Origin of the sequence: Nocardioides sp. GCM10030259, from assembly GCF_042666375.1 — a bacterium.
Taxonomy (GTDB): domain Bacteria; phylum Actinomycetota; class Actinomycetes; order Propionibacteriales; family Nocardioidaceae; genus Nocardioides.
Genome location: NZ_JBHTDF010000026.1, coordinates 178,434 through 202,023, shown reverse-complemented (window position 1 = coordinate 202,023; position 23,590 = coordinate 178,434). Strand labels below are relative to the sequence as shown.

The 23,590-nt window shown below is 71.9% G+C and carries 27 protein-coding genes; 17 read left to right on the top strand and 10 right to left on the bottom strand.

All coding sequences use genetic code 11. The annotated features are described in order from the left end of the window. Positions 1 to 23: 23 nt before the first annotated feature. Positions 24 to 611 (top strand): DUF5998 family protein, encoded by a 588-nt coding sequence (locus tag ACFQQI_RS24585; protein ID WP_378569252.1) that lies wholly within the window; start codon positions 24 to 26, stop codon positions 609 to 611. Positions 612 to 620: 9 nt separating this feature from the next. Further along, the gene (locus ACFQQI_RS24580; RefSeq protein WP_378569251.1) at positions 621 to 1,739 is read left to right on the top strand and encodes an alkaline phosphatase family protein; all 1,119 of its coding nucleotides are present in this window, start codon (positions 621 to 623) and stop codon (positions 1,737 to 1,739) included. On the opposite strand, the gene ACFQQI_RS24575 is transcribed toward ACFQQI_RS24580, so the two are convergent. Continuing rightward, entirely contained in the window at positions 1,732 to 1,917 is a 186-nt protein-coding gene (locus ACFQQI_RS24575) for a hypothetical protein (RefSeq protein ID WP_378569250.1), read from the bottom strand. The genes ACFQQI_RS24580 and ACFQQI_RS24575 overlap by 8 nt on opposite strands. Before the next feature lie 195 nt (positions 1,918 to 2,112). Between ACFQQI_RS24575 and ACFQQI_RS24570 the strand changes: the two genes are divergently transcribed. Continuing rightward, complete coding sequence (locus tag ACFQQI_RS24570) at positions 2,113 to 2,316, top strand: cold-shock protein (protein WP_378569249.1); 204 nt, start codon at positions 2,113 to 2,115, stop codon at positions 2,314 to 2,316. Between the two features lie 159 nt (positions 2,317 to 2,475). After that, the gene (locus ACFQQI_RS24565; RefSeq protein ID WP_378569248.1) at positions 2,476 to 2,736 is read left to right on the top strand and encodes a hypothetical protein; all 261 of its coding nucleotides are present in this window, start codon (positions 2,476 to 2,478) and stop codon (positions 2,734 to 2,736) included. A gap of 300 nt (positions 2,737 to 3,036) precedes the next feature. On the opposite strand, the gene ACFQQI_RS24560 is transcribed toward ACFQQI_RS24565, so the two are convergent. Both ACFQQI_RS24560 and ACFQQI_RS24555 read right to left on the bottom strand, forming a co-directional pair. After that, the gene (locus tag ACFQQI_RS24560; protein ID WP_378569247.1) at positions 3,037 to 3,687 is read right to left on the bottom strand and encodes a potassium channel family protein; all 651 of its coding nucleotides are present in this window, start codon (positions 3,685 to 3,687) and stop codon (positions 3,037 to 3,039) included. 46 nt (positions 3,688 to 3,733) lie between these two features. Then, on the bottom strand, positions 3,734 to 4,387 hold the full coding sequence (locus tag ACFQQI_RS24555) for a thymidine kinase (RefSeq protein ID WP_378569246.1): 654 nt from the start codon (positions 4,385 to 4,387) through the stop codon (positions 3,734 to 3,736). Between the two features lie 38 nt (positions 4,388 to 4,425). Between ACFQQI_RS24555 and ACFQQI_RS24550 the strand changes: the two genes are divergently transcribed. Beyond that, on the top strand, positions 4,426 to 5,229 hold the full coding sequence (locus ACFQQI_RS24550) for a sulfurtransferase (RefSeq protein WP_378569245.1): 804 nt from the start codon (positions 4,426 to 4,428) through the stop codon (positions 5,227 to 5,229). 18 nt (positions 5,230 to 5,247) lie between these two features. Here the strand turns inward: ACFQQI_RS24550 and sepH are convergent, their stop codons facing one another. After that, positions 5,248 to 6,192 carry a septation protein SepH gene (gene sepH / locus ACFQQI_RS24545; protein WP_378569244.1) on the bottom strand — a complete coding sequence of 315 codons (945 nt, stop codon included), beginning with the start codon at positions 6,190 to 6,192 and terminating at the stop codon, positions 5,248 to 5,250. 196 nt (positions 6,193 to 6,388) lie between these two features. On the opposite strand from sepH, the gene ACFQQI_RS24540 reads away from it, so the two are divergent. Next, positions 6,389 to 7,024, top strand: a complete 636-nt coding sequence (locus ACFQQI_RS24540) for a trimeric intracellular cation channel family protein (protein ID WP_378569243.1) — start codon at positions 6,389 to 6,391, stop codon at positions 7,022 to 7,024. On the opposite strand, the gene ACFQQI_RS24535 is transcribed toward ACFQQI_RS24540, so the two are convergent. Together ACFQQI_RS24535 and ACFQQI_RS24530 are read right to left on the bottom strand one after the other, a co-directional pair. Next, positions 7,021 to 8,325, bottom strand: a complete 1,305-nt coding sequence (locus ACFQQI_RS24535; RefSeq protein ID WP_378569242.1) for a D-arabinono-1,4-lactone oxidase — start codon at positions 8,323 to 8,325, stop codon at positions 7,021 to 7,023. The two genes, ACFQQI_RS24540 and ACFQQI_RS24535, sit on opposite strands and share 4 nt — an antisense overlap. Before the next feature lie 13 nt (positions 8,326 to 8,338). After that, the gene (locus tag ACFQQI_RS24530) at positions 8,339 to 9,514 is read right to left on the bottom strand and encodes an MFS transporter (protein ID WP_378569241.1); all 1,176 of its coding nucleotides are present in this window, start codon (positions 9,512 to 9,514) and stop codon (positions 8,339 to 8,341) included. A 68-nt stretch (positions 9,515 to 9,582) separates the two neighbouring features. On the opposite strand from ACFQQI_RS24530, the gene ACFQQI_RS24525 reads away from it, so the two are divergent. The 3 genes from ACFQQI_RS24525 (at position 9,583) to ACFQQI_RS24515 (ending at position 11,962) form a co-directional block, all read left to right on the top strand. Beyond that, a complete protein-coding gene (locus ACFQQI_RS24525; protein ID WP_378569240.1) occupies positions 9,583 to 10,671 on the top strand; it encodes a ferrochelatase in 1,089 nt (362 codons plus the stop codon). Further along, positions 10,668 to 11,507, top strand: coding sequence for an inositol monophosphatase family protein (locus tag ACFQQI_RS24520; RefSeq protein ID WP_378569239.1), 840 nt, complete (start codon positions 10,668 to 10,670; stop codon positions 11,505 to 11,507). Before ACFQQI_RS24525 ends, ACFQQI_RS24520 begins: the two co-directional genes overlap by 4 nt. Positions 11,508 to 11,671: 164 nt before the next feature. Beyond that, entirely contained in the window at positions 11,672 to 11,962 is a 291-nt protein-coding gene (locus ACFQQI_RS24515; protein ID WP_378569238.1) for a DUF4193 domain-containing protein, read from the top strand. 66 nt (positions 11,963 to 12,028) lie between these two features. On the opposite strand, the gene ACFQQI_RS24510 is transcribed toward ACFQQI_RS24515, so the two are convergent. Next, a complete protein-coding gene (locus ACFQQI_RS24510; protein ID WP_378569237.1) occupies positions 12,029 to 12,325 on the bottom strand; it encodes a DUF4235 domain-containing protein in 297 nt (98 codons plus the stop codon). Between the two features lie 22 nt (positions 12,326 to 12,347). Further along, positions 12,348 to 12,815, bottom strand: coding sequence for a DUF3093 domain-containing protein (locus ACFQQI_RS24505; protein WP_378569236.1), 468 nt, complete (start codon positions 12,813 to 12,815; stop codon positions 12,348 to 12,350). Between the two features lie 67 nt (positions 12,816 to 12,882). Between ACFQQI_RS24505 and dut the strand changes: the two genes are divergently transcribed. The 4 genes from dut to ACFQQI_RS24485 are packed head-to-tail and all read left to right on the top strand — an operon-like array spanning position 12,883 to position 15,120. Continuing rightward, positions 12,883 to 13,365, top strand: a complete 483-nt coding sequence (gene dut, locus ACFQQI_RS24500) for a dUTP diphosphatase (protein ID WP_378569534.1) — start codon at positions 12,883 to 12,885, stop codon at positions 13,363 to 13,365. A 6-nt stretch (positions 13,366 to 13,371) separates the two neighbouring features. Further along, complete coding sequence (locus ACFQQI_RS24495; protein WP_378569235.1) at positions 13,372 to 14,013, top strand: DUF3710 domain-containing protein; 642 nt, start codon at positions 13,372 to 13,374, stop codon at positions 14,011 to 14,013. Positions 14,014 to 14,029: 16 nt separating this feature from the next. Beyond that, positions 14,030 to 14,395: an OB-fold nucleic acid binding domain-containing protein gene (locus ACFQQI_RS24490; RefSeq protein ID WP_378569234.1), complete on the top strand. Its 366-nt coding sequence runs from the start codon at positions 14,030 to 14,032 to the stop codon at positions 14,393 to 14,395. Further along, positions 14,392 to 15,120, top strand: a complete 729-nt coding sequence (locus ACFQQI_RS24485) for a DUF3159 domain-containing protein (RefSeq protein WP_378569233.1) — start codon at positions 14,392 to 14,394, stop codon at positions 15,118 to 15,120. The genes ACFQQI_RS24490 and ACFQQI_RS24485 overlap by 4 nt, the downstream gene beginning before the upstream one ends. Positions 15,121 to 15,132: 12 nt before the next feature. Here the strand turns inward: ACFQQI_RS24485 and ACFQQI_RS24480 are convergent, their stop codons facing one another. Beyond that, positions 15,133 to 15,804: a potassium channel family protein gene (locus ACFQQI_RS24480; protein ID WP_378569232.1), complete on the bottom strand. Its 672-nt coding sequence runs from the start codon at positions 15,802 to 15,804 to the stop codon at positions 15,133 to 15,135. A gap of 7 nt (positions 15,805 to 15,811) precedes the next feature. After that, on the bottom strand, positions 15,812 to 16,474 hold the full coding sequence (locus tag ACFQQI_RS24475; protein WP_378569231.1) for a potassium channel family protein: 663 nt from the start codon (positions 16,472 to 16,474) through the stop codon (positions 15,812 to 15,814). Positions 16,475 to 16,554: 80 nt separating this feature from the next. On the opposite strand from ACFQQI_RS24475, the gene ACFQQI_RS24470 reads away from it, so the two are divergent. The 4 genes from ACFQQI_RS24470 to ACFQQI_RS24455 all read left to right on the top strand — a co-directional run bounded on the left by ACFQQI_RS24470 (position 16,555) and on the right by ACFQQI_RS24455 (position 23,568). After that, positions 16,555 to 18,600: an APC family permease gene (locus tag ACFQQI_RS24470; RefSeq protein WP_378569230.1), complete on the top strand. Its 2,046-nt coding sequence runs from the start codon at positions 16,555 to 16,557 to the stop codon at positions 18,598 to 18,600. Continuing rightward, entirely contained in the window at positions 18,597 to 19,718 is a 1,122-nt protein-coding gene (locus ACFQQI_RS24465) for a class I SAM-dependent RNA methyltransferase (protein WP_378569229.1), read from the top strand. The genes ACFQQI_RS24470 and ACFQQI_RS24465 overlap by 4 nt, the downstream gene beginning before the upstream one ends. A 46-nt stretch (positions 19,719 to 19,764) precedes the next feature. After that, the gene (locus tag ACFQQI_RS24460) at positions 19,765 to 20,601 is read left to right on the top strand and encodes an SDR family oxidoreductase (RefSeq protein WP_378569228.1); all 837 of its coding nucleotides are present in this window, start codon (positions 19,765 to 19,767) and stop codon (positions 20,599 to 20,601) included. Positions 20,602 to 20,760: 159 nt separating this feature from the next. Continuing rightward, positions 20,761 to 23,568: an aconitate hydratase gene (locus ACFQQI_RS24455; RefSeq protein WP_378569227.1), complete on the top strand. Its 2,808-nt coding sequence runs from the start codon at positions 20,761 to 20,763 to the stop codon at positions 23,566 to 23,568. Positions 23,569 to 23,590: the final 22 nt, after the last annotated feature.

Below are 23,590 nucleotides of genomic sequence, written 5' to 3'. Positions count from 1 at the left end.
ACCCTGCGTGACAGACTGCACGTATGCGCAGCACCAGGACCGAGGGTCGCGGCCGAGCCGTCGAGCTCAGGGATGCGATCGACCGCACGGGCTACTACCCGGACGTCGTCACGGAGGGCGTGGAGAGCGCCGTCGCCGGCGAGGAGATCGTCTCGTTCTTCGTCCACCACGAGCCGACCTTCGACCGCGACGAGGTGCGCCGCCACCTCTCCGTCGTCGTGCTCACTCCGAGCCGGCTGATCCTGGCGCACACCGACGAGCACGAGGGCGACGACCTGCTCCCGGAGCCCTACACGTCGACGTCGACCGAGGCCATCCGGCTGACGTCGGTCCGGTCCGTCGTCGTCACGCGGATGGTCGCCAACCCGACCTCGGGGCCGGCCCCGGCGGCCGAGGCCGTCATGACGATCGGGTGGGGCGGCGTGAGCCGCGTCGACCTCGAGCCCGCGGGCTGCAACGACCCGCAGTGCGACGCCGACCACGGCTACACCGGCGTCCTCGCCTCCGACGACTTCTCCCTGCGGGTCTCCGCGGCGGCCGACGGCAAGGACGCCGTCGAGGGGCTGCTGGCCTTCGCGGAGTCCCTCTCCGCGCGCACCCACACCCGCTAGCCTCCGCGTGTGGGCGAGTTCCTCGAGCCGGAGTACGGCGAGCGCTCACTCGGCGACGTCGTGCCGGCCGTCGCGACCGCGCTCGGCCTGCCCGCCCCAGGGGCGCCGACCAGGCTGACGCTGCCCGACGCCTCGGCGTACGTCGTCTTCCTCGTCGACGGGCTCGGCGTACGGCTGCTGGAGCGGTACGCGCACGCCGCGCCGTTCCTCGCGGGACTCCTCGCCACCAGCACCCCGGCGACCGCGGGCGTGCCGTCGACGACGGCGACCAGCCTCACCTCGCTCGGCACCGGCCTGACGCCCGGCGCCCACGGGCTCGTGGGCTTCACCTCGCGGGTCCCCGGCACGGACCGGCTGCTCAACGCCCTGCTCTGGGACAAGGACGTCGACCCGGTCGAGTGGCAGCCCCATGAGACGGCGTTCGCCCGGCTGCACGCGCTCGGCGCCGCGGTCACGGTCGTCAACAAGCGCGAGTTCCGCGGCAGCGGGCTCACCGTCGCCGCCCATCGCGGGGCCGAGTACGTCGGCGCCGACCGGGTCGGCGAGCGGATCGCGGCAGCCGTGGCCGCGTCGGCCGAGCGCTCGTCGCTGACCTACCTCTACGACGGCGACCTCGACTGGACCGGGCACCGGTACGGCGTCGCCTCGAGCCCCTGGCTCCAGCAGCTGTCGATGGTCGACGCGGAGGCCGAACAGCTGCGCGAGGCGCTGCCCCACGACGTGCGCCTGCTCGTCATCGCCGACCACGGCATGATCGACTCCGCCGCCGACAGCCGGATCGACGTCGACGACCGGACGGAGCTGCGCGACGGGGTCGCGCTGCTCGGCGGCGAGGCCCGCTTCCGCCACCTCTACTGCCACCGCGGCGCTGTCAGCGACGTCGTCGCCACCTGGCGTGAGGTGCTCGAGGGTCGCGCCACGGTGCTGCCGCGCAGCGACGCGATCGCCCGGGGCTGGTTCGGGCCCGTGCTGCCGGGTGTGCTGCCGCGGCTCGGCGACGTCGTGGTGGCCTGCCACGGCGACACGGCGATCCTGTCCACCACCGACTTCCCCTACGAGGCGACGCTCGTCGGCCTGCACGGGTCGCTGACCCCCGACGAGATGCTGATCCCGATGCTGCTCAGCTGACGTCCCGGTCGCCGACGTGCTCCCGCACCGCGGTGTCGTCGGACGTGAACCGCTCCATCTCGGTGCCGCCGTCGCAGGTCAGCAGCGCGAGGGTGACGTCGTCGTCCGTACGGCGCACGACCCGCCACGCGCCGCCGTGGTCCTCCCAGCGGAGCAGCCGGGCCAGGTCACCGCTCATGGCCCGATCGTAGGCCGCAGATCGCAATGCCCTGTCCCGCCGTACGCGGTGATAGCGTGCTGCATGCTGGAGGGAGCAGGTGCTCCACATCTTCTGTAGTTCTTGGTCTTTGCGTCAGCTGGGCATCAACTTCACTGGATGCATCCGGTTGGCAGCGGACACGGTGTCCGCGCCGCAGAGATAGAGGAACAGATCATGGCTACTGGAACCGTGAAGTGGTTCAACTCCGAGAAGGGCTTCGGCTTCATCGCGCAGGAGGACGGCGGCGCCGACGTGTTCGTGCACTTCTCCGCCATCCAGGGACAGGGCTACAAGAGCCTCGACGAGAACCAGAAGGTCGAGTTCGACGTCACCCAGGGTCCGAAGGGCCCGCAGGCGGAGAACGTTCGCGCCATCTGAGCGACTCACCATCGCACGCTCCACGGTGCCCCGGCCTACCCAGGCCGGGGCACCGTTGCATGTAGCGGCAGACAACGCGGGTCCGAACGGGCTACTGTCGATGATCGCCTGTGAACCTGCGCATGGTGCGTCTGGGTGGGCAACGGTGGGGGATGAGATATGTCGGAACCGCCGAACGGCGCGCGAGGCATGGAGCACCACCTGCTCGAACGGTGCTCCCAGGAGCTCCACCTGGCGCGACGGCGGTTGAGTGCCGGACGCCACGCGAAGGTGTCACGGTGGGAGGAGCAGCAGCTCCGCGCCGACCTGGTGACCGCCCTGCAGAACTACGCCGACGCCCTCGCCGCCGGCGGCCTGCCGCTGCCCTACCGGATCCGCGACGAGCTGGCGCTCTACCGGCAGATCGGCGACCGCGGCTGACCCAGTGGCACCGGTGGTCGAGCTTGTCGAGACCCCAGAAGCGCTCACGCCCGCGGTGAGTGTCGGCACCTTGCGCGTCCGCTCCGATTGCGACGACCGACGGGCAGCGAAGCGGGGTACGGCGGGCGCGGGGTTGCGGTTCGCCGCCGGCTTTCCGGCCGCACCCAAGGCGCGGATCTGCACGCATCCAACCTTGACCGATGGACCATCGCACCCCTGGCGCCGGCCCCCAGCTCACTTCGGCAAGCCAGCGCCGGCGAGATCTACCTGACCAACATCCTCCTCGCCGCCTGAGCGAGGTCACTCGCCGCGGTCGCGGGCGCCTCGTTGCTGGTCGCCGACCTGCCCGACCATCCAGGCGGCGACGGAGGCGGTCACCGCACCGAGGACGCCGATCCCGACGACCATGAGCGCGGCGGCGATGACCCGACCCTCCGCGGTGACCGGGTACCGGTCTCCGTAGCCGACGGTCATCACGGTCGAGGTCGCCCACCACAGGGCGTCGCCGAACGTCGTGATGTTCGCGTCGGATGCGTCCTGCTCGACGTCCAGGACCGCGATCGCGCCGAGCGCGACCGCCATGACCGCCACGCCCGCGATGTAGGTCGAGACCCGGCCGACCAGGGAGCTCGTCGCGGAGCGGTTCAGGATGCGAGCGAGCGCGAGGAGTCTCAGGAGCCGCAACGGACGGAGCATGGGCAGCACGATCAGCGCGAGGTCGTACCAGTGGGTGCGCGCATAGCTGCGGCGCTCGTCGGCGAGCGCGAGCCGGATCAGGAAGTCGACGGCGAAGGCGATCCACACGGTCCACGACGTGATCCGGAGGAACGTGAGGAGGTCGGGGTCGAGGCGCGGGTCGAGCACCGGCCATGCGTAGGCGACGAGGAAGGCGACGGCGAGGAGCAGGAGCGGCACCTCGGCTCGGCGCTCCCACCGTTCGACGCGACTCACACGCCGAACGCTAGGAGGCGTCGGGCGCCGGGGTCCGGAGGCGCGCCTATCCGAAGGGGAGCGGCTCGGGAGCCATCGAGACCGCCTTGGCGCGGGCGGCCGTGAGGCGCCGGCGGTGGTGCTGGCGGCACAGCACCTCGTAGGCGACGTCGGCGGGCGGCTGGTCGACCTTGTCGACGTCGCCGACGACGATGACCTCGCCCTCGACGACCATCACGCCGTTCTCGGTGCGCGCGTTGTGGGTGGCCCGCTTGCCGCACCAGCACAGCGCCTCGACCTGGAGGACGTTCATCCGGTCGGCCAGCTCCACCAGCCGCGCGCTGCCCTCGAAGAGGTGCGTGCGGAAGTCGGTGAGGATGCCGAAGGCGAAGACGTCGATCTGGAGCTCGTCGACGATCTTGGCGAGCTGGTCGATCTGGTCTCGGGTGTAGAACTGCGCCTCGTCGCAGATGAGGTAGTCGACCCGGCCGCCCTGGGTGAGCGTGGAGACGACGTACCGCCAGAAGTCGAAGTCCTCCTCGACCTCGTGCGCGTCGTGGGTGAGCCCGAGGCGGCTGGAGAGGGTGGCCTGGCCCGCGCGGTCATGGGTGGTGAACAGCTTCCCGACCCGGCCGCGCGCCGCGTGGTTGTGGTTGGTCTGGAGCGCGAGCGTGCTCTTGCCGGAGTCCATGGTGCCGGTGAAGAAGTGCAGTTCAGCCACGGGGAGGGATCCTTTCACGCTCCGGCAGGATTGGGCGCATGCCGACACCCCTGATCTCCGTGTCCGAGCTCCACCAGCGGCTGGGGGAGGTGACCGTGCTCGACGTGCGCTACCGGATGGGCGGAATCGGCGGGCGCGCGGAGTACGAGAAGGGCCACGTCCCGGGCGCGGCGTACGTCGACATGGACACCGACCTCGCCGCCCCGCCGGGAGTGGGCGGCCGCCACCCGCTGCCGGAGACCGCCGACTTCGAGGCCGCCATGCGCCGGGTCGGGGTGCGCGACGACCGGCCCGTGGTGGTGTACGACGACTGGAACGGCCTCGCCGCCGGTCGGGCCTGGTGGCTGCTGCGCCACCACGGCCACGCCGATGTGCGGGTGCTCGACGGGGCCTGGCCGGCCTGGGTCGAGGCCGGCGGGCAGGTGCACACGGGCGTGCTGCTGCCGAGCCGGGGCGACTTCACGGCACGACCCGGGCAGATGCCGGTCGTCGAGGCTGCCGACGTGCTCGGCGTACCGGTGCTGGTCGACGCCCGGGCTCCCGAGCGCTATCGGGGCGAGACCGAGCCGGTCGACCCGGTCGCCGGCCACATCCCGGGCGCCGTCAACGTGCCGACCACGACCAACCTGCGCGCCGACGGGCGATTCCGCAGCGCGGCGGAGCTCCGGGCGCTGTACGCCGCCGCCGGGGTCGAAGGCGATGAGGGGGTCGCGGTCTACTGCGGGTCCGGCGTGACCGCTGTGCACGACATCATCGCGCTCGAGGTCGCCGGGATCCCGGCCGCGCTCTACCCGGGCAGCTGGTCGGGCTGGATCACCGACCCGGACCGGCCGATCGCCTAGGGCGATCGAGCAGCCGGTTCAGCCCCGGTCGCCGCCGCCGAACATGATCTCGTCCCAGCTCGGGACGGAGGCGCGGCCACGCTTCTTGCTGACCGGGCGGCGGGCCGGGGGCTCCTCGGGCTCGGGTTCGGCGGCGGCCGCGTCGGCGGCCTCCTCGCGCACCTCGGCCTCCTCCTCGGCGACCTCCGGGTCGCTCGGGGGAGCGTCGTCGAGGAACGCCTCGACCGGCTGCTCGGCGACCAGGTCGATCGCGTCGATCCCGAGCTGGTCGGAGTCGTCGCCGAGCGGCAGCTGGTCCTCGACGGCGGTGAGGCGGCGCTCCCGCGCGGCCTGCAGGTCGTCGGGACGGGCGGGCGTCGCGGGCGTGATCACCTCGCCGACCAGCCAGCGGGCGTCCTCGTCGTCGAGGGTGACGTAGTTGCCGGGGGCGTCGAACGTGAACGACGCGCTGCCGGACCGATCGGTGGTCGAGTAGTCGCCGGTCAGGGTCCAGCGGCCGTCCTCGCGGCGCCAGGCGTCCCACGACACGGTCTCGGGGTCGACGTTGCGACTGCGCAGGTGGGTGGCGACGGCGTCGCCGAGGGTGCGGGCGCCGGCCGGTGCGGCCCCGTCGCTGCGGCGTACCGACGACCGCTGGGCGCGCTGCGCGACGTGCTCGCGCTCGGCGAGCACGGGAGCAGCGAAGGCCATGATCTTCTCCACCGACGTCTGCGCGGCCTGCGCGACCGCCTCCGGCGTCTCTCCCGCACGGATCCGGGCCTGGATGTCTCGAGGCCGGAGCATGCTCTCCATCGTCTTCTCCATTCCTCGGGCCGGGGGTGCGGGGGTCGCGGCGGTCGTGGTGGCAGCCACCGCCGCACGCAGTCGGTCGTCGACCGCGAGCTCGTGCTCGGCTCCCTCCTCGTCGACCAGGCGCAACCGGGTGCCGTCCTCGCTCACGCCGGTGAACCGGAGGTAGGACATGGCAAGGGCCCCCGTCCCCGGGCCCGGAGCTGGGTCCTTCCGGGGATCGGGCTCGTGCGTCTGGTGCTGGATGGGTGCAGTCATCGGTGGCGCCGAGCCTACGCCAGTGACGGTCGCGAGTCGGGGACCGCGGTGGGCGTGGCTCACGGTCACTCCCGTCACACGGGCACCAGCACCCGGGGACTACCGTCCAGTCGTGACCACCACGGACCCCTCCACCACCCAGGTCGTGCTCGACCTCCTGGGCATCTTCGTGTTCGCGATCACCGGCGCCCTGGTCGGCGTGCGCAAGGGGCTGGACGTCTTCGGCGTCTTCGTCCTCGCCGGTACGACGGGCCTCGGCGGCGGCTTCATCCGCGACGTGCTGATCGGCGCGACGCCGCCGGCCGCGCTGGAGGACTGGCGCTACCTCGTCGTCCCGCTCGTCTCCGGGCTGCTGGCGTTCATGTACCACCCGGCCATCGGCCGGATGGAGCGCTCCATCAACGTCCTCGACGCCTTCGGGCTCGGGTTCTTCTGCGTCACCGGCGCCCTCAAGGCGCTCGACTTCGGCCTGGGCCCCGCCGCGGCCGCGCTCATGGGGATGGCCACCGGCATCGGCGGCGGGATGCTGCGCGACCTGCTCGCCTCACGCGTGCCGGTGGTCTTCCGGGGCGAGCTCTACGCGACGCCCGCCCTCGCCGGCTCGGCGGTCGTGGTGGCGCTGGCCCACACGGACCTGAGCTACTGGACCATCGCGCTGCTCGGCGGCGGCCTGTGCACCGTCTGGCGGCTGCTGGCGATCTGGCGGCACTGGCACGCGCCGGTCGCGGCCGGCCCCGCGAGCGTCTAGTCCCCGAGCACCCGGCGCAGGTAGGCGTTGGCGAACACCCGGTCGGGGTCGAGCTTGTCGCGCAGGGCCAGGAACTCGGCGAAGCGGGGGTACGCCGGCGCGAGGTCGGCCGCGGTGCGGGTGTGCACCTTGCCCCAGTGCGGCCGCCCGTCGTGGGCGCGCAGGATCGGCTCGAGCAGGGCGAAGTACGCCAGGTGGTCCATGTCGCGGTGGGTGTGGAACGCGAGGTAGACCGACTCGCGGCCCGTCGACGTCGACAGCGGGATGTCGTCGGCCGGGGTCACCCGGATCTCGACGGGGAACGTGATGTTCAGGTGCGACGCCTCGATCGCCGCCCGCGCCTCGGTGAGCGCGGCGAGGCCGGCCTCGCGCGGCACGGCGTACTCCATCTCGCGGAAGACGACGGTGCGCGGCGTCACGAAGACCTTGTGGGCGACGTCGCTGTAGGAGCGGGCCGAGAGCAGCCGGCTCGAGACCTGGTTGAACCGCCGGATGGTGCCCGGGAAGCGGTTCGTGACGTGGTTGGCGGCGCCGAAGACCGTGTTGGACAGGAACTCGTCGTCCCACCAGCCGCGCAGCCGGGAGAGCGGCTCGGCCTCCTCGACGGGTACGTCGAGCCGGTCGTTGGTCTTCACCATCAGCCGGTCGGTGTGCGGGAACCAGTAGGTGTCGACGTGGTGGTGGCTCGCCAGGCGCTCGTCGAAGCCGTCGAGCGCCGCGTCCCAGCCCATCGGCGTCTCGGTGGCCTCGAGCACGAAGGCCGGCTCGACCCGGAACGTGATCGTGGTGAGCACGCCGAGGGCGCCGAGGCCGACCCTGCCCAGGTCGAGGATCTCGGGGTTCTCCTCGGCGCTCGCGCGCACCACCTCGCCGGTGCCGGTCACCATCTCGAAGCCGGCGATCTGCGCCGAGAGCGAGGCCCAGGTGCCGCCGGTGCCGTGGGTGCCGGTCGAGGTCGCGCCGGCGAGTGTCTGCTCGGCGATGTCGCCCATGTTGTGCAGGCTCAGGCCGAGGGCCTCGAGCCCGGAGTTGAGGTCCGCGAGCCGGGTGCCGGCCAGCGCCGTCACCGTCATCGCGTCGCGGTCGACCGCCACGATGCCCGTCATCCGGCCCGGTCGCAGCATGGTGTGCTCGGGCGCGGAGATCGCGGTGAAGCTGTGGCCGGTGCCGACCATCTTCAGCGTGGTGCCCTCGGAGCGGGCCCGCTCGACCGCGGCCACGACGGCGGCGGTGTCGGCCGGCTCCTCGACGCGGGCCGGCAGCGCCGACTCGATCCCGGACCAGTTCTGCCAGTTGCTCACGGGCGGATCGTAGTCACCCCGACCTGGGCAGCGTCTGTGCGGCCAGCGCGGCGACCAGGCCGGCCGCGACCGAGACGAGGTACGCCGCCGACGCGTCCTGGTGGTCGACGACGATGCCGCTGAGGGTGGCGCCGGGCGCGACCCCGGCGACGAGACCTGTCTGCATGATCGCCATGCCCTCCGTCAGTCGCCCGGACGGCACGACCGACTCGGTCAGCGACATCGACGCGATCATCGTCGGCGCGATCGCGAACCCGGCCACGAACAGCACCAGGCCCATCACCGGCAGCGAGCCGACGAAGTAGAGCGGCGTCATCGCGCACGCCATCGCGAGCGAGCCCCACCGGACCCGGGTCGCCGGGCCGCGGCGCCAGTGGACGGCGCCGGTGATCACGCCTGCCGAGAGGCTGCCGGCCGCCCACAGCGCGAGGAGCGCGCCCGAGACCGCCTTGTGGCCCTCCTCCTCGGCGAACGCCACGGTCGTCACCTCGGCGGCTCCGAAGAGGACGCCGAGCGCCGCGCAGACGACGGCGAGCGGGATGACCGCCCGCCACGGCATCGACGGCCGCGGGCCCGTGGTGTCGTCGCGGGGGTGGGCCGGCGGCGCGGTCGACGTCTGGGCGGTGAAGACCAGGGTGCCGACCACGCAGGCGATCAGGGCGACCGCCAGGCCGGCGACCGGGTGCCAGGCCGTCGCGAGCACCGCGACCGCGATCGGGCCGAGGATGAACACTGCCTCGTCGAGCACCGCCTCGAGGGCGAACGCCGTCTGCACGTCGGCGGGCCGGTCCAGCACGTGCGACCACCGCGCGCGCACTGCCGAGCCGACCTGGGGGAGCAGGGCGCCGCCGATCGCCGCGAAGAGGTACGTCGTCGCGATCGGCCAGTCCGCCTGGACCGAGACGATGAGGAGCGAGATCGCGGTGCCGAAGCCGATGCTGGCGACGGACAGCACCATGGCCTGGCCGAGCCGGTCGAGCAGGCGGCCCTGGAGGATGGCGAGGAGCGCGTTCGCGATCATGTACGCCGCCGAGATCGCGCCGGCCACGCCGTACCGTCCGGTCGCGGCCGAGACGAGCAGCACGATGCCGAGCCCGACCATCGAGATGGGCAGCCGCGCGACGAGGGCGGCCATCGACATCCGCAGGGCGCCCGGCTCCGCCAGGATCCGCCGGTACGACGTGAACACCGCCCGACGCTATCCGGGCGCACCGACCGCCGACCAATCGATATCGGCGCCTTCCTAGGATTGGCGCCATGACCCCCGATCCGAGCCCGTACGACGCGGTCCTGCTGGTCTCGTTCGGCGGCCCCGAGAAGCCCGAGGACGTGGTGCCGTTCCTGGAGAACGTCACCCGGGGGCGGGGCATCCCGCGCGATCGGCTCGAGGAGGTCGGGCAGCACTACTACGGCTTCGGCGGGCGGTCCCCGATCAACGACCTCAACCGGGCGTTCCTCGCCGCCCTGCGGGAGGACCTGGCCGGCGCCGGCATCGACCTGCCGGTCTACTGGGGCAACCGCAACTGGGACCCCTACCTGACCGACACGGTCCGGCAGATGGCGGCCGACGGCGTGACGCGCGCTGCGTGCTTCGTGACGAGCGCCTACTCGTCGTACTCCTCGTGCCGGCAGTACCGGGAGAACCTCTTCGACGCCACCGACGGTGTCGAGGGCGCCCCGGTGCTCGACAAGCTCCGCGTCTACTTCAACCACCCCGGCTTCGTCGAGCCGAACGTCGACGCGACGCTCGCGGCGCTGGCGGACCTGCCCGACGACGTCCGCGAGCGCGCCCACCTGGTCTTCGTCACCCACTCGATCCCGGACTCCATGAACGACGGGAGCGGCCCCGACGGCGGGGCGTACGTCGAGCAGCACCAGAGCCTGGTCGCCGAGGTCGTCGAGCGGGTGCGGCAGGAGACCGGCCGACGCCACGCGCACGCCCTCGTCTACTGCTCCCGGTCCGGCGCACCGCACATCCCGTGGCTGGAGCCCGACGTCAACGACCACCTCGAGCAGCTGGGCGCCGACGGCGTGCCCGGCGTCGTGCTGGTGCCGATCGGGTTCGTCTCCGACCACATGGAGGTGGTCTACGACCTCGACACCGAGGCGCTCGCGACCGCCGAGAAGCTGGGGGTGCCGGCCGTCCGCGCCGCGACCGCCGGCATCGACCCGCGGTTCGTGGCGACCGTGCGCGACCTGCTGCTCGAGCGGGCCGCCGTCGAGCGCGGCGAGGAGGTCGTGCGCGCGAGCGTCGGGTCCTACCCGGCGTGCTGGGACCGGTGCCCGGTCGGGTGCTGCCCCAACCCGCGGGGCGACCGGCCCGCGCTGGCGGGCGCGGACTCGTGACGGCCCCCGCTTCCCCCCGCGACCTCGCCGACCTCGCGCTGGCCGCCGCCCGCGAGGCCGCCGCGCTCGTCCGCGAGCGCGCCCGGGGCCACGTCACCGTCGCGGCGGTGAAGTCGAGCGACATCGATGTCGTCACCGAGGCCGACCGCGCCAGCGAGGCGCTGATCCGGGCCCACCTCCTGGCCGCCCGCCCCGACGACGCCTTCCTCGGTGAAGAGAGCCTCGGGGAGGAGGGCGACGACGTCGTCGGCACCAGCGACGTCCGCTGGGTCGTCGACCCGATCGACGGCACCGTGAACTTCCTCTACGGCATCCCGCAGTACGCCGTCTCGGTCGCGGCCGAGCGCGGCGGCGAGGTCGTCGCGGGGGTGGTCGTCGACGTCCAGGCCGGCACCGAGTACGCCGGCCACGTGGCCGACGACGACCGCCCCGCGTCGGCGACCCGCGACGGGGAGCCGATCCAGGTGCGCGGGCCGGCTCCGCTGGCGGAGCGCCTGGTGGCCACCGGCTTCTCGTACGACCGGCGGGTCCGCGTGCTCCAGGCCGAGGCGGTGACCAGGCTGCTGCCGCACGTGCGCGACGTACGCCGTCTCGGGTCGTGCGCGCTCGACCTCTGTCTGGTGGCCGACGGCCGGATGGACGCCTATGTCGAGGAGGGCGTCAACTACTGGGACCACGCCGCTGCCGGGCTGATCGCGCGCATCGCCGGGGCCCGCACGCTGGTCACCGAGGGCGTCGGCGGGCTCGCCCTGCTGGTGTGCGCGCCGGACCACGGATTCGACGATTTCCTGGCCGCGATCCGGTCCGCCGGATTCTCACCCGTTTCAGGGGAATAGCAGCCGGTCACCGGATGTTCACCTGCCCCGGCGACGGACAGGTGTGCCAACAGGCCGTTCCATGGTGCACAATCTGGCGCCGACACCCGGCCGGGCCGACGACGAGACGATATGAAGATGCACGAGGCGCGAAGCCCAGCGCGCCTCCGAGAGTGGAGTGACCAATGGCGACCGACTACGACGCACCGCGCAAGACCGAAGAGGACCAGTCCGAGGAGAGCATCGAAGAGCTCAAGGCCCGTCGCCACGACAAGAACTCGGGGAAGGTCGACGAGGACGAGACCGAGGCCGCAGAGTCCTTCGAGCTGCCCGGCGCGGACCTCTCCCACGAGGAGCTGGCCGTCGAGGTGAAGCCGAAGCAGGAGGACGAGTTCACCTGCATGAGCTGCTTCCTCGTCCACCACCGCAGCCAGCTGGCCGACGCGAAGAAGATGATCTGCAAGGACTGCGCCTGAGCGCACCTGACGAGACGAGAAGGGCCGCAACCCGGGGGTTGCGGCCCTTCGTCATGTGTACGCGGGTCAGGCCTTCTGGTCGTCCTTCTGCAGGTCCGGGGGCAGGTGACCGGTGGAGCGCGTGTAGTAGGACGCGGCCCGGCGCTGCGCCAGCATCTTCGCCAGGCCGACGGCGGTGCCGCTGACGACGGCCCAGCTGACCGCCTCCCAGATCGCGACGTCGGGGTCGGCGGGGTTCTCCGGGGGCTTCTTGCCGGTCGCCACGGTCCAGGACTTGTCCATCGCCTTCTTCGCCAGGGCCGCCGCGGTCAGCGCGGAGGCCAGCGAGAAGGCCGTCCAGATCTTCGATCCACCTTCAGCCATGGCCGAACAGTACCCAGCCGGGTCACGGCCGAACGGACTGTCCCAGCGCCGTCAGGGCCTTCGCGAGGTCCTCGGGCCGGCGGGTGGAGACCAGCCAGTACGGCGTCGGGTCGGCCGGGTCGGTGATGTCGACCCGGACCGAACGCTTGAGGTAGGGACGCAGCACCAGGTAGGCGCGGGCGTCGGCGTCGACACCGGCCAGCCGGCGGGTCTGCGCGGCGTCGAGCGCGGTGGCGGCGCCGACATACGCCGCGGCGATGTGGGCCCGGCCGGCCCGGAACGTGCCGTCGTCGACGCACAGGCGCGCGTTGCCGTAGGACCACAGCCCGCCGAACAGCCCGGCGAGCGCGATCGCGGTGACCACCCACGCGACCGGCCCCGGGACGGCCACGACGACGGCCAGCCAGAGGGTCGCGACCAGCATCGTCCCCTGGACCCACCATCGCAGCGGGACGCCGAGGCGCTCGGCGTAGGTGGGGCTCACGGTCACGGCTGAATCCTGTCATTGGCCGGCGCATTGGTCGGCGGCGGGCCTGCGGGTAGGGTCCCGCCCCGTGATCGACAGCCCGCTCGAGGTGCTCGTGCAGCGCCTCGACCCCGACCTGCCGCTGCCCGCCTACGCCCATCCGGGTGATGCCGGCGCCGACCTGCTGACCACCGTCGACGTCTCGCTGGCGCCGGGGGAGCGGGCGATGGTGCCGACCGGGATCGCGCTCGCGCTGCCCCAGGGGTACGTCGCGCTGGTGCACCCGCGCTCCGGGCTGGCCGCGCGCCACGGGCTCTCGATCGTGAACACCCCGGGGACCATCGACGCGGGCTACCGCGGCGAGATCAAGGTGATGCTGATCAACCACGACCCCCGCGAGCCGATCGAGCTTCGCCGCGGCGACCGGATCGCCCAGCTGGTGCTCCAGCGGTGCGAGCGGGCGGCGTTCGTGGAGGTGCCCGCACTCCCGGAGTCGGTGCGGGGTGCCGGGGGCTACGGTTCTACTGGAGGGTTCCAGTCGACCGTCGGGTCGTCCGTCAGCGAGAGTGAGTAGGTCCGCGTGAAGTTCCGCCGCAAGTCCGACGAGACCCCGGTCGAGGGGACCCCCGACGAGGCCTCGGCCGCCGACGAGCCGACCGCGTCGGCGACCGGCCCGTTCGACATCGACGACGTCGACGACCTCGACGACGTCGAGCGCGTGGACCTCGGCTCTCTGGTGCTGACGCCGGTCGAGGAGCTGGAGGTCCGGATGCAGGTCGACGAGTCCAACGACCGGGTGCAGTCCGTGATGCACGCCGGCCCCGAGGGCGCGGTCGAGCTGCGCGCGTTCGCCGCGCCCCGCAACGGCGACCTGTGGGCGGAGGTCCGCCCGCGGATCGCCGCGGAGTACGCCCAGCGCGGCGGCACCGCCACCGAGCGCGAGGGCCGCTACGGCACCGAGCTGGTCTGCCAGATCACGGTCCGCACCGACGACGGCAAGACCGCGACCCAGCCGTCGCGGGTGATCGGCATCAACGGTCCGCGGTGGATGCTGCGCGCCACGTTCCTCGGTCGGCCCGCCGTCGAGCCGGAGGCCAGCGGGCCCTGGGACGCCGCGCTCGAGGCGACCGTCGTACGCCGCGGCAACCAGGCCATGCCCGCCGGCGCGGAGCTGCCGCTCACGCTGCCGCCGCGCGACCGCCTGGTCCGCCGCGAGTCCTAGCGCGAGGACGGGAGCGATGGCGGAGAAGAACAGGCTGCGACGCACCATCAGCCGGTGGGCAGACTCCACCGACCAGGAGGTGCGCGACCTGCGCAAGGCCCATCACGCGGAGCCGAGCCACACCCGGATCGGTGAGGCCCCGGACCGGGAGCGCGTCCGGCTCCGCGGCACCCTGCAGACCGTCACGCTGCGTCCGCGCGGCGGCGTGCCCGCGCTGGAGGCGGAGCTCTCCGACGGCACCGGCGTCATCACCATCGTGTGGCTGGGGCGGCGCCGGATCACCGGCATCGGGCCGGGGCGGTCGCTGTCGGTCGAGGGCCGGATCGGGCAGCAGGGCGGGCAGCGCATCCTCTTCAACCCCCGCTACGAGCTGATCCCGTGAGCCATCCGGAGCCGACCCCGCAGGGAACCACCGAGCCGGCAACCGGCGTCGAGACCGTCGAGGCGGTCGTCCGGGCGCAGATGTCGAAGGCCCTGGGCGGCCGCCGGGGCATGATCGAGGCGGCGGTCCCGACGATCGCCTTCACCGTGTTGTGGCTGACGACCCGGGAGATGCGGCTCGCGCTCGGCGTGAGCGTCGCCGCGGCCGTCGTGCTGCTCGTGGTCCGGCTGGTGCAGCGCTCGACGGTGCAGTTCGCGCTCAACGCGCTCTTCGGCATCGGCATCGGCTGGCTGTTCGTCACGATCTCCGCGAGCCGGGGCGGCAGCGAGGACGACCAGGCGCTCGCGTACTTCCTGCCCGGCATCCTCTACAACGCCGGCTACTCCGTCGTGCTCGCCGCGACCTGCCTGATCGGCTGGCCGCTGGTCGGCTTCATGGTCGGCAGCGTCACCGGCGACCCGACGGCCTGGCACAAGGACAAGCAGGTGGTGCGGCTGTGCGGGCTGCTGACCTGGCTGCTCGCCCTGCCCTGCGTGCTGCGCGTGGTCGTGCAGGCGCCGATCTGGCTGGGCGCCAAGTCGGGCGCGATCGACGCCGACTCCGCGATCGCGGCCCTGGGCGTCCTCAAGATCGCGATGGGGTGGCCGCTCCAGCTGCTCGCGCTCGGCGCGATGGTCTGGGTGCTGTCGCGCAACCACACGCCGGTCGAGCCCGTCGAGGCCTGACCGGACCCTCGCTCAGCCCCCGTGCGCGGAGGGGGCGAGGAGGCGCTCGAGGTTCTCCTCGACGTCGGCGGGAACGACGAAGAGCAGCTCGTCGCCTGCCTCGATCGGCTGGTCGTCGCTGGGGACGTAGACCTGGCCGTCGCGCAGGATGGTGACCAGCGCGCAGTTCTCCGGGAAGGGGATCAGGCCGGCGGGCTTGCCGACGTACGGCGAGTCCGAGGGCAGCGTCATCTCGACGAGGTTGGCGTTGCCCTGCCGGAACGTGAAGAGCCGCACCAGGTCGCCGACGGTGACGGCCTCCTCGACCAGCGCCGACATGATGCGCGGGGTCGAGACGTTGACGTCGACGCCCCAGGCCTCGGTGAAGAGCCACTCGTTGTTGGGGTGGTTGACCCGTCCCACCGTCCGCGGGACGCCGAACTCGGTCTTGGCGAGGAGCGAGGTCACCAGGTTGACCTTGTCGTCGCCGGTCGCGGCGATCACGACGTCGCAGCGCTCCATGCGCGCCTCCTCGAGCGAGGACAGCTCGCACGAGTCGGCCAGCAGCCACTCGGCGTCGGGCACCCGCTCGGGCTTGATCGAGTCGGGGTTCTTGTCGATCAGCAGCACCTCGTGGCCGTTGTGGATCAGCTCGCGGGCGATGGACCGTCCGACTGCGCCGGCCCCGGCGATGGCAACTCGCATGACGTCCTCAGCTCTCGTCCGGGCCGGCGTCGATGACCTGGTAGGCGTGGGCGGCGTGCTCCTCGCGCAGGGCGACGTGCAGGATGTCGCCCTCCTGGATCACGCTGTCCCGCGTGGGCAGCATGCCCTCGCCGAGCCGGTCGATCCACGCGATCCGGCTCTTCGACTGCGTCTGGAAGTCCACGGTCCGGTGGCCGATCCATGACTCGGGCGCCGGCAGGTGGTCGACCCGGATGGTGCCGGAGGGGTCGCGGAAGTCCGGCTCGGCGCCCGCCGGGAGCAGGCGCCGCAGGATCTGGTCGGAGGTCCACTTCACCGTAGCGACCGTGGTGATGCCGAGCCGCTGGTAGACCTCGGCCCGGCCGGGGTCGTAGATGCGCGCGACGACCTGCTGGATCCCGAACGTCTCCCGGGCCACCCGCGCGGCGATGATGTTGGAGTTGTCGCCGCTGGACACCGCGGCGAACGCGTCGGCGCGGCGTACTCCGGCCTTCTCGAGGACCTCCTGGTCGAAGCCCTGGCCGGTCACCTTGTCGCCGTTGAACCCCGGTCCCAGGCGACGGAACGCGTCGGGGTCGGCGTCGATGACCGACACGGTGTGGTTGCGGTCCTCGAGGCTGCGCGCCAAGGTCGAGCCGACCCGGCCGCACCCCATGATCACGACGTGCACGGGACGACGCTACAACAGGGCGTACGCCGCGCCCCGGCGGATGCACCGCGCGCCAGCCGGAAGGTCTAGCCTTTCCGGTCGTGGGCATCGGCGACGTCTCGAAGCGCGTCCTCCTCGGACGCAAGCTGCGGAGCTCCCAGCTGGGGGAGACGCTGCTCCCGAAGCGCATCGCCCTGCCCGTCTTCGCCAGCGACGCGCTCTCGTCGGTCGCGTACGCACCGGACGAGATCTTCATCATGCTCTCGCTGGCCGGCGCCTCGGCGTACGTCTGGTCATGGAAGATCGGCATCGCGGTCGCCCTGGTGATGCTGGCCGTCGTCACGTCCTACCGGCAGACCGTGCACGCCTACCCGTCCGGCGGCGGCGACTACGAGGTGGCCACGGTCAACCTCGGCCGGACCGCGGGCACCACGGTCGCCAGCGCGCTGCTGGTCGACTACGTCCTGACGGTGGCCGTGTCGATCTCCTCGGGTGCGCAGTACGCCGCGTCCGCGATCCCCGCGCTCTCCGAGCACGAGGTGACGGTCGCGAGCGTGGCGGTGCTGCTCCTGATGGCGATGAACCTGCGCGGCATCCGCGAGTCCGGCACGTTCTTCGCGATACCGACGTACGCCTTCATGGTCGCGATCCTGGGCATGGCGCTCTTCGGCTTCTACCGCCTGGCCACCGACGACCTGCCCGAGGTCAGCAGCGCGGGCCTGGAGCTCGTGCCCGCGCCCGGCTACGGCGACTCCATGACGACCGTCGCGCTGCTGTTCCTGCTCGCGCGGGCGTTCTCGTCGGGCTGTGCGGCGCTCACCGGCGTCGAGGCGATCTCGAACGGCGTCCCGGCGTTCCGGCGCCCGAAGAGCCGGAACGCCGCGACCACGCTGCTGCTGCTCGGTCTGATCGCGATCTCCATGATGATGAGCGTCATCGTGCTGGCGAAGCAGATGGGGATGCAGCTGGTCGACCCCGACGACCTCGACCGGCTGACGCGCGACGGCGAGCCGCTGCCGCCGGGCTACGACCAGCACACCGCGATCTCCCAGATCGCCGATGCGCTCTTCCAGGACTTCCGCCCGGGCTTCTACCTCGTCGTCACGGTCACCGGCGTCATCCTCGTGCTCGCGGCCAACACCGCCTTCAACGGCTTCCCGGTGCTCGGCTCGATCCTCGCCCGCGACGGGTACGCCCCCCGGGCGCTCGGATCTCGCGGCGACCGGCTCGCCTACAGCAACGGCATCGTCTTCCTGGCGGCGATGGCGATCGCGCTGATCGTCATCTTCGACGCCGAGCCGACCCGGCTGATCCAGCTCTACATCGTCGGCGTCTTCGTGTCGTTCAACCTCAGCCAGCTCGGCATGATCCGGCACTGGACCCGCCTCCTGAAGACCGAGCGGGACCCGGCCGAACGCCGGCGCATGTTCCGGTCCCGGCTGATCAACGCCGTCGGTCTCGCGCTCACCGCGGTCGTGCTCATCGTCGTGCTGATCACCAAGTTCTTCGCCGGCGCCTGGATCACGATCCTGGCCATGCTCGTCTTCTTCATCATCATGCGCGGCATCCACCGCCACTACGACAACGTCAACGACGAGCTCGCCGCCGACGAGGAGGACAAGGTGATGCCCACGCGGGTGCACGCCATCGTCCTCGTCTCCAAGCTGCACAAGCCGACGCTGCGCGCGCTGGCCTTCGCGAAGGCGACCCGGCCGAACGTGCTCGAGGGCGTCTACGTCTCGGTCGACGCCGACGCCACCAACCGGCTCCTCGAGGAGTGGGACGAGCGCAACATCGACATCCCGCTCAAGGTGCTGCACTCGCCGTACCGCGAGCTGGTGCGCCCGATCGTCGAGTACGCCATGGAGATCAAGAAGGCCAACCCGCGTGGCGTGGTCTCGGTCTACATCCCCGAGTACGTCGTCGGCCGCTGGTGGGAGCAGCTCCTGCACAACCAGACCGCGCTCCGCCTCAAGGGTCGACTGCTGTTCGCCCCGGGGGTCATGGTGACCTCGGTGCCCTACCAGCTGCGCTCGTCGGAGCTCGTGCGCGAGCGTGAGGAGCGCGAGGGCACCTGGGTGCGTCCGGGCGAGCTGCGGATGGGCAACGTGCAGAGCCGGTCCCGCGACCGGCAGGTCCGGAAGTGACCGGACCGCGGGCGCGCCGGCCCCGCGCGCGGAAGGCGCGCGGCGCCTCCCGCGTCGGCGAGCGGTTCGAGGCCGTCGTCGGCCCGGTCGCCCACGGCGGCCACTGCGTCGTACGCCTTCCCGACCCGATCTCCCGGGTGGTCTTCGTGCGCCACGCGATCCCGGGCGAGCGGGTCGTGCTCGAGATCACCGAGGGCACCGACGGCGACCGGTTCTGGCGCGGCGACGCCGTAGAGGTGCTCGAGCCCTCGCCGGACCGGGTGCCGGCTCCGTGTCCCTATGCCGGACCGGGCCGATGCGGCGGCTGCGACTTCCAGCACGTGGCGATGCCGCGGCAGCGTGCGCTGAAGACGGACGTCGTCCGCGAGCAGCTCACCCGGCTGGCCGGGATCACCTGGGACGGCGATGTCGAGGCCGTGCCCGGCGACGACCACGGCCTGCGGTGGCGGACCCGGCAGCGCTACGTCCGGCTCCCCGACGGCGGGCGCGCGATGCGCAAGCACCGCTCCAACGACCTGGTCCCGGTGGAGACCTGCCTGATCGAGGCACCGCAGCCGTCGGACCACACGGCGCTCGGGCGTCACTTCGAGGTCGCCGACGACGGCTTCTGGCAGGTGCACCCCGGCGCGCCTGACGTGCTCGTGCGCACCGTGCTCGAGATGCTCCGCCCGCAGCCCGGCGAGCGCTGCCTCGACCTGTACGCCGGGGTCGGGCTCTTCGCGGGCTTCCTCCTCGATGCCGTGGGGGAGTCGGGCCGCGTCGTGGCGGTCGAGGGCGACCCGGCCGCGTCGGCGCTGTCGGCGACGAACTGCCCGGGCGTCGAGGCGCGGGCCGGGGGCGTGGCCGAGGTGCTCGCCACTGCGTACGACGAGCCGTTCGACCTCGTCGTGCTCGACCCGCCGCGGGAGGGCGCCCGGCGGCCGGTCGTGGAGGCGGTCGTGGCGCGCTCGCCCCGGGCGGTCGCCTACGTCGCCTGCGACCCGGCGGCGCTGGCGCGCGACCTGGCGACGTTCGCCGAGCTGGGATACGCGCTGCGCGAGCTGCGCGGCTTCGACCTCTTCCCGATGACCCACCACGTGGAGTGCGTCGCGCTGCTCACGCCTCACGCCTCACGCTGAGCAAAACCCTTGAACGGGGCTGGGCGCCACCCTCTACGTTCGGGGCATGACTGAGCAGACCTCTGCCAAGACCTGGTTCATCACCGGCGCCTCGCGCGGCTTCGGCCGGGAGTGGGCCATCGCTGCCCTCGAGCGCGGCGACCGGGTCGCCGCCACCGCCCGCGACACCAGCACGCTCGACGACCTCGTCGTGAAGTACGGCGACGCCCTCCTCGCGATCGAGCTCGACGTCAACGACCGGGCGGCGGACTTCGCCGCCGTCCAGCGGGCCCACGAGCACTTCGGCCGGCTGGACGTCGTGGTCAACAACGCCGGCTACGGCCAGTTCGGCATGATCGAGGAGCTCAGCGAGGACGAGGCCCGCGCACAGTTCGAGACCAACGTCTTCGGCGCCCTGTGGGTCACCCAGGCCGCCCTGCCGATCCTGCGCGAGCAGGGGAGCGGCCACATCCTGCAGGTGTCGTCGATCGGCGGCATCTCGGCGTTCCCGAACATCGGCATCTACAACGCCTCCAAGTGGGCGCTGGAGGGCTTCTCGCAGGCGCTGGCGCAGGAGGTCGCCGACTTCGGCGTGAAGGTCACGCTGATCGAGCCCGGCGGCTTCTCCACCGACTGGGGCGGTGCCTCGGCCAAGCTCGCCGCGCCCAACCCGGACTACGACGCGTTCCGCGAGAAGGCGGCCGAGCAGCGCAAGGCGCGGGTCGCCGCGCCGGGCGACCCGGTCGCCTCCGCCGACGCCGTGCTGCAGGTCGTCGACGCCGACGAGCCGCCGCTGCGGGTCTTCTTCGGCACCGCCCCGATCCGGATCGCCCGGGCGGACTACGAGTCGCGGCTCGCGGGCTGGGAGCAGTGGCAGCACGTCGCGGAGACCGCCCAGGGCTGACCATGCCTGGTCGCCTGGCGTCTCGGTATCGTGTATCTTGATATCAAGAGATATGCGAACGGCTCCCTCTCCTGAAAGTTAGGGGAACCTTCCTTTTGCCGCGTTCGCGCGCGGCGGCAGGATGGAGGGCGCGATCACGGGACGACGAGACATCAGGAGATGACGGCTGTGGCCAGTCAGAACAGCTTCGGTGCCAAGAGCACCCTGGACGTGGACGGCAAGTCCTACGAGATCTTCCGCCTCGACGCGGTCACGGGCGAGGGCCTCGACGTCGCGTCGCTGCCGTTCAGCCTCAAGGTGCTGCTGGAGAACCTGCTCCGCACCGAGGACGGCGCCGACATCACCGCCGACGACATCAAGGCGCTGGCGGGCTGGGACGAGAACGCCGAGCCCGACAAGGAGATCCAGTTCACGCCGGCCCGCGTGATCATGCAGGACTTCACCGGCGTGCCGTGCGTCGTCGACCTCGCCACCATGCGCGAGGCGATGGCCGACCTCGGCGGCGACCCGACGAAGATCAACCCGCTCGCCCCGGCCGAGATGGTCATCGACCACTCCGTCATCGCCGACGTCTTCGGTACGCCGGAGGCCTTCGAGCGCAACGTCGAGATCGAGTACGAGCGCAACCGCGAGCGCTACCAGTTCCTGCGCTGGGGCCAGGGCGCCTTCGACGACTTCAAGGTCGTCCCGCCGGGCACCGGCATCGTGCACCAGGTCAACATCGAGCACCTCGCCCGCACCGTCTTCACCCGTGAGGTCGACGGCGAGCTCCTCGCCTACCCCGACACGTGCGTGGGCACCGACTCCCACACCACGATGGTCAACGGCATCGGCGTGGTCGGCTGGGGCGTCGGCGGCATCGAGGCCGAGGCCGCGATGCTCGGCCAGCCGGTCTCGATGCTCATCCCGCGCGTGGTCGGGTTCAAGCTCTCCGGCGACCTGCCCGAGGGCTCGACAGCCACCGACCTCGTGCTCACGATCACCGAGATGCTGCGCAAGCACGGCGTCGTCGGCAAGTTCGTCGAGTTCTACGGTCCCGGCGTCTCCGCGCTGCCGCTGGCCAACCGCGCCACGATCGGCAACATGAGCCCCGAGTTCGGCTCGACGATCGCGGTCTTCCCGATCGACGAGGAGACCACCAAGTACCTCGAGCTCACCGGTCGCTCGAAGGAGCAGCTCGCGCTCGTCGAGTCCTACGCCAAGGCCCAGGGCCTCTGGCACGACCCGGACGCCGAGCCGCGCTACAGCGAGAAGCTCGAGCTCGACCTCGCGACCGTCGTACCGTCGCTGGCCGGCCCGAAGCGCCCGCAGGACCGCGTGGAGCTCGCCGACGCCAAGGCCGGCTTCCGCGCCGCGCTCAAGGACTACGTCGACACCGCTGGTGACGAGAACGGGTACGACGAGGCCGTGGCCGAGTCCTTCCCGGCCTCCGACCCGCCGTCGAACGGCCACGGCGAGGCGGCCCCGGTGCACTTCAGCGCCGCGGCGACCGGCGGCGGTCGCAAGAGCGACCCCGTCGAGGTCACCCTCGAGGACGGCACCAAGTTCACGCTCGACCACGGCGCGGTCACGATCGCGGCGATCACGTCGTGCACCAACACGTCCAACCCGTCGGTGATGATCGGCGCCGCGCTGCTGGCGAAGAAGGCCGTCGAGAAGGGCCTGCAGCGCAAGCCGTGGGTCAAGACGACGCTGGCGCCGGGCTCGAAGGTGGTCTCGGACTACTACGAGAAGGCCGGCCTCACGCCGTACCTCGACAAGCTCGGCTTCAACCTGGTCGGCTACGGCTGCACCACCTGCATCGGCAACTCCGGCCCGCTGATCCCCGAGGTCTCGGCCGCCGTCAACGAGAAGGACCTCGCGGTCGTCTCGGTGCTGTCGGGCAACCGCAACTTCGAGGGCCGGATCAACCCGGACGTGAAGATGAACTACCTCGCGTCCCCGCCGCTGGTCGTCGCCTACGCGCTCGCCGGCTCGATGGACCTCGACCTGTTCAACGACCCGCTGGGCCAGGACACCGAGGGCAACGACGTCTACATGAAGGACATCTGGCCGTCGCCGTCCGAGGTCGAGGAGGTCATCGCCCAGGCGATCAACTCCGACATGTTCGGCGAGAGCTACCGCGACGTGTTCGCGGGCGACGAGACCTGGCAGTCGCTGCCGACGCCGGAGGGCAAGACCTTCGCGTGGGACGAGGACTCGACGTACGTCCGGAAGCCTCCCTACTTCGAGGGCATGCCCGACGAGCCGGCGCCGGTCGCCGACATCGAGGGCGCGCGGGTGCTGCTCAAGCTGGGTGACTCGGTCACGACCGACCACATCAGCCCGGCCGGCGCGATCAAGAAGGACTCGCCCGCGGGCAAGTACCTCGCCGAGCACGGCGTCAAGCAGCGGGACTTCAACTCCTACGGCTCGCGGCGCGGCAACCACGAGGTGATGATCCGCGGCACGTTCGCGAACATCCGCCTGCGCAACCAGCTCGCGCCGGGCACCGAGGGCGGCTTCACCCGCGACTTCACCTCGGGTGGCGACGTCACGACGGTGTTCGAGGCGTCGGAGAGCTACATCGCCGCCGGCACCCCCCTCGTCGTCCTCGCGGGCAAGGAGTACGGCTCCGGCTCGTCGCGCGACTGGGCGGCCAAGGGCACCTCGCTGCTGGGCGTGGAGGCCGTCATCGCCGAGTCCTACGAGCGCATCCACCGCTCGAACCTGATCGGCATGGGCGTCATCCCGCTGCAGTTCCCGCAGGGCGAGACCGCTGAGTCGCTGGGCCTGTCCGGCGAGGAGGAGTTCTCGATCTCCGGCATCACCGAGCTCAACGAGGGCCGCACGCCGAAGACCGTCAAGGTCAAGGCAGGCGACAAGGAGTTCGACGCGGTCGTCCGCATCGACACCCCCGGCGAGGCGAACTACTACCGCAACGGCGGCATCATGCAGTACGTCCTGCGGAACCTCCGCCGCGCCTGAGCCCCGGTCGCTGACCCGTCAG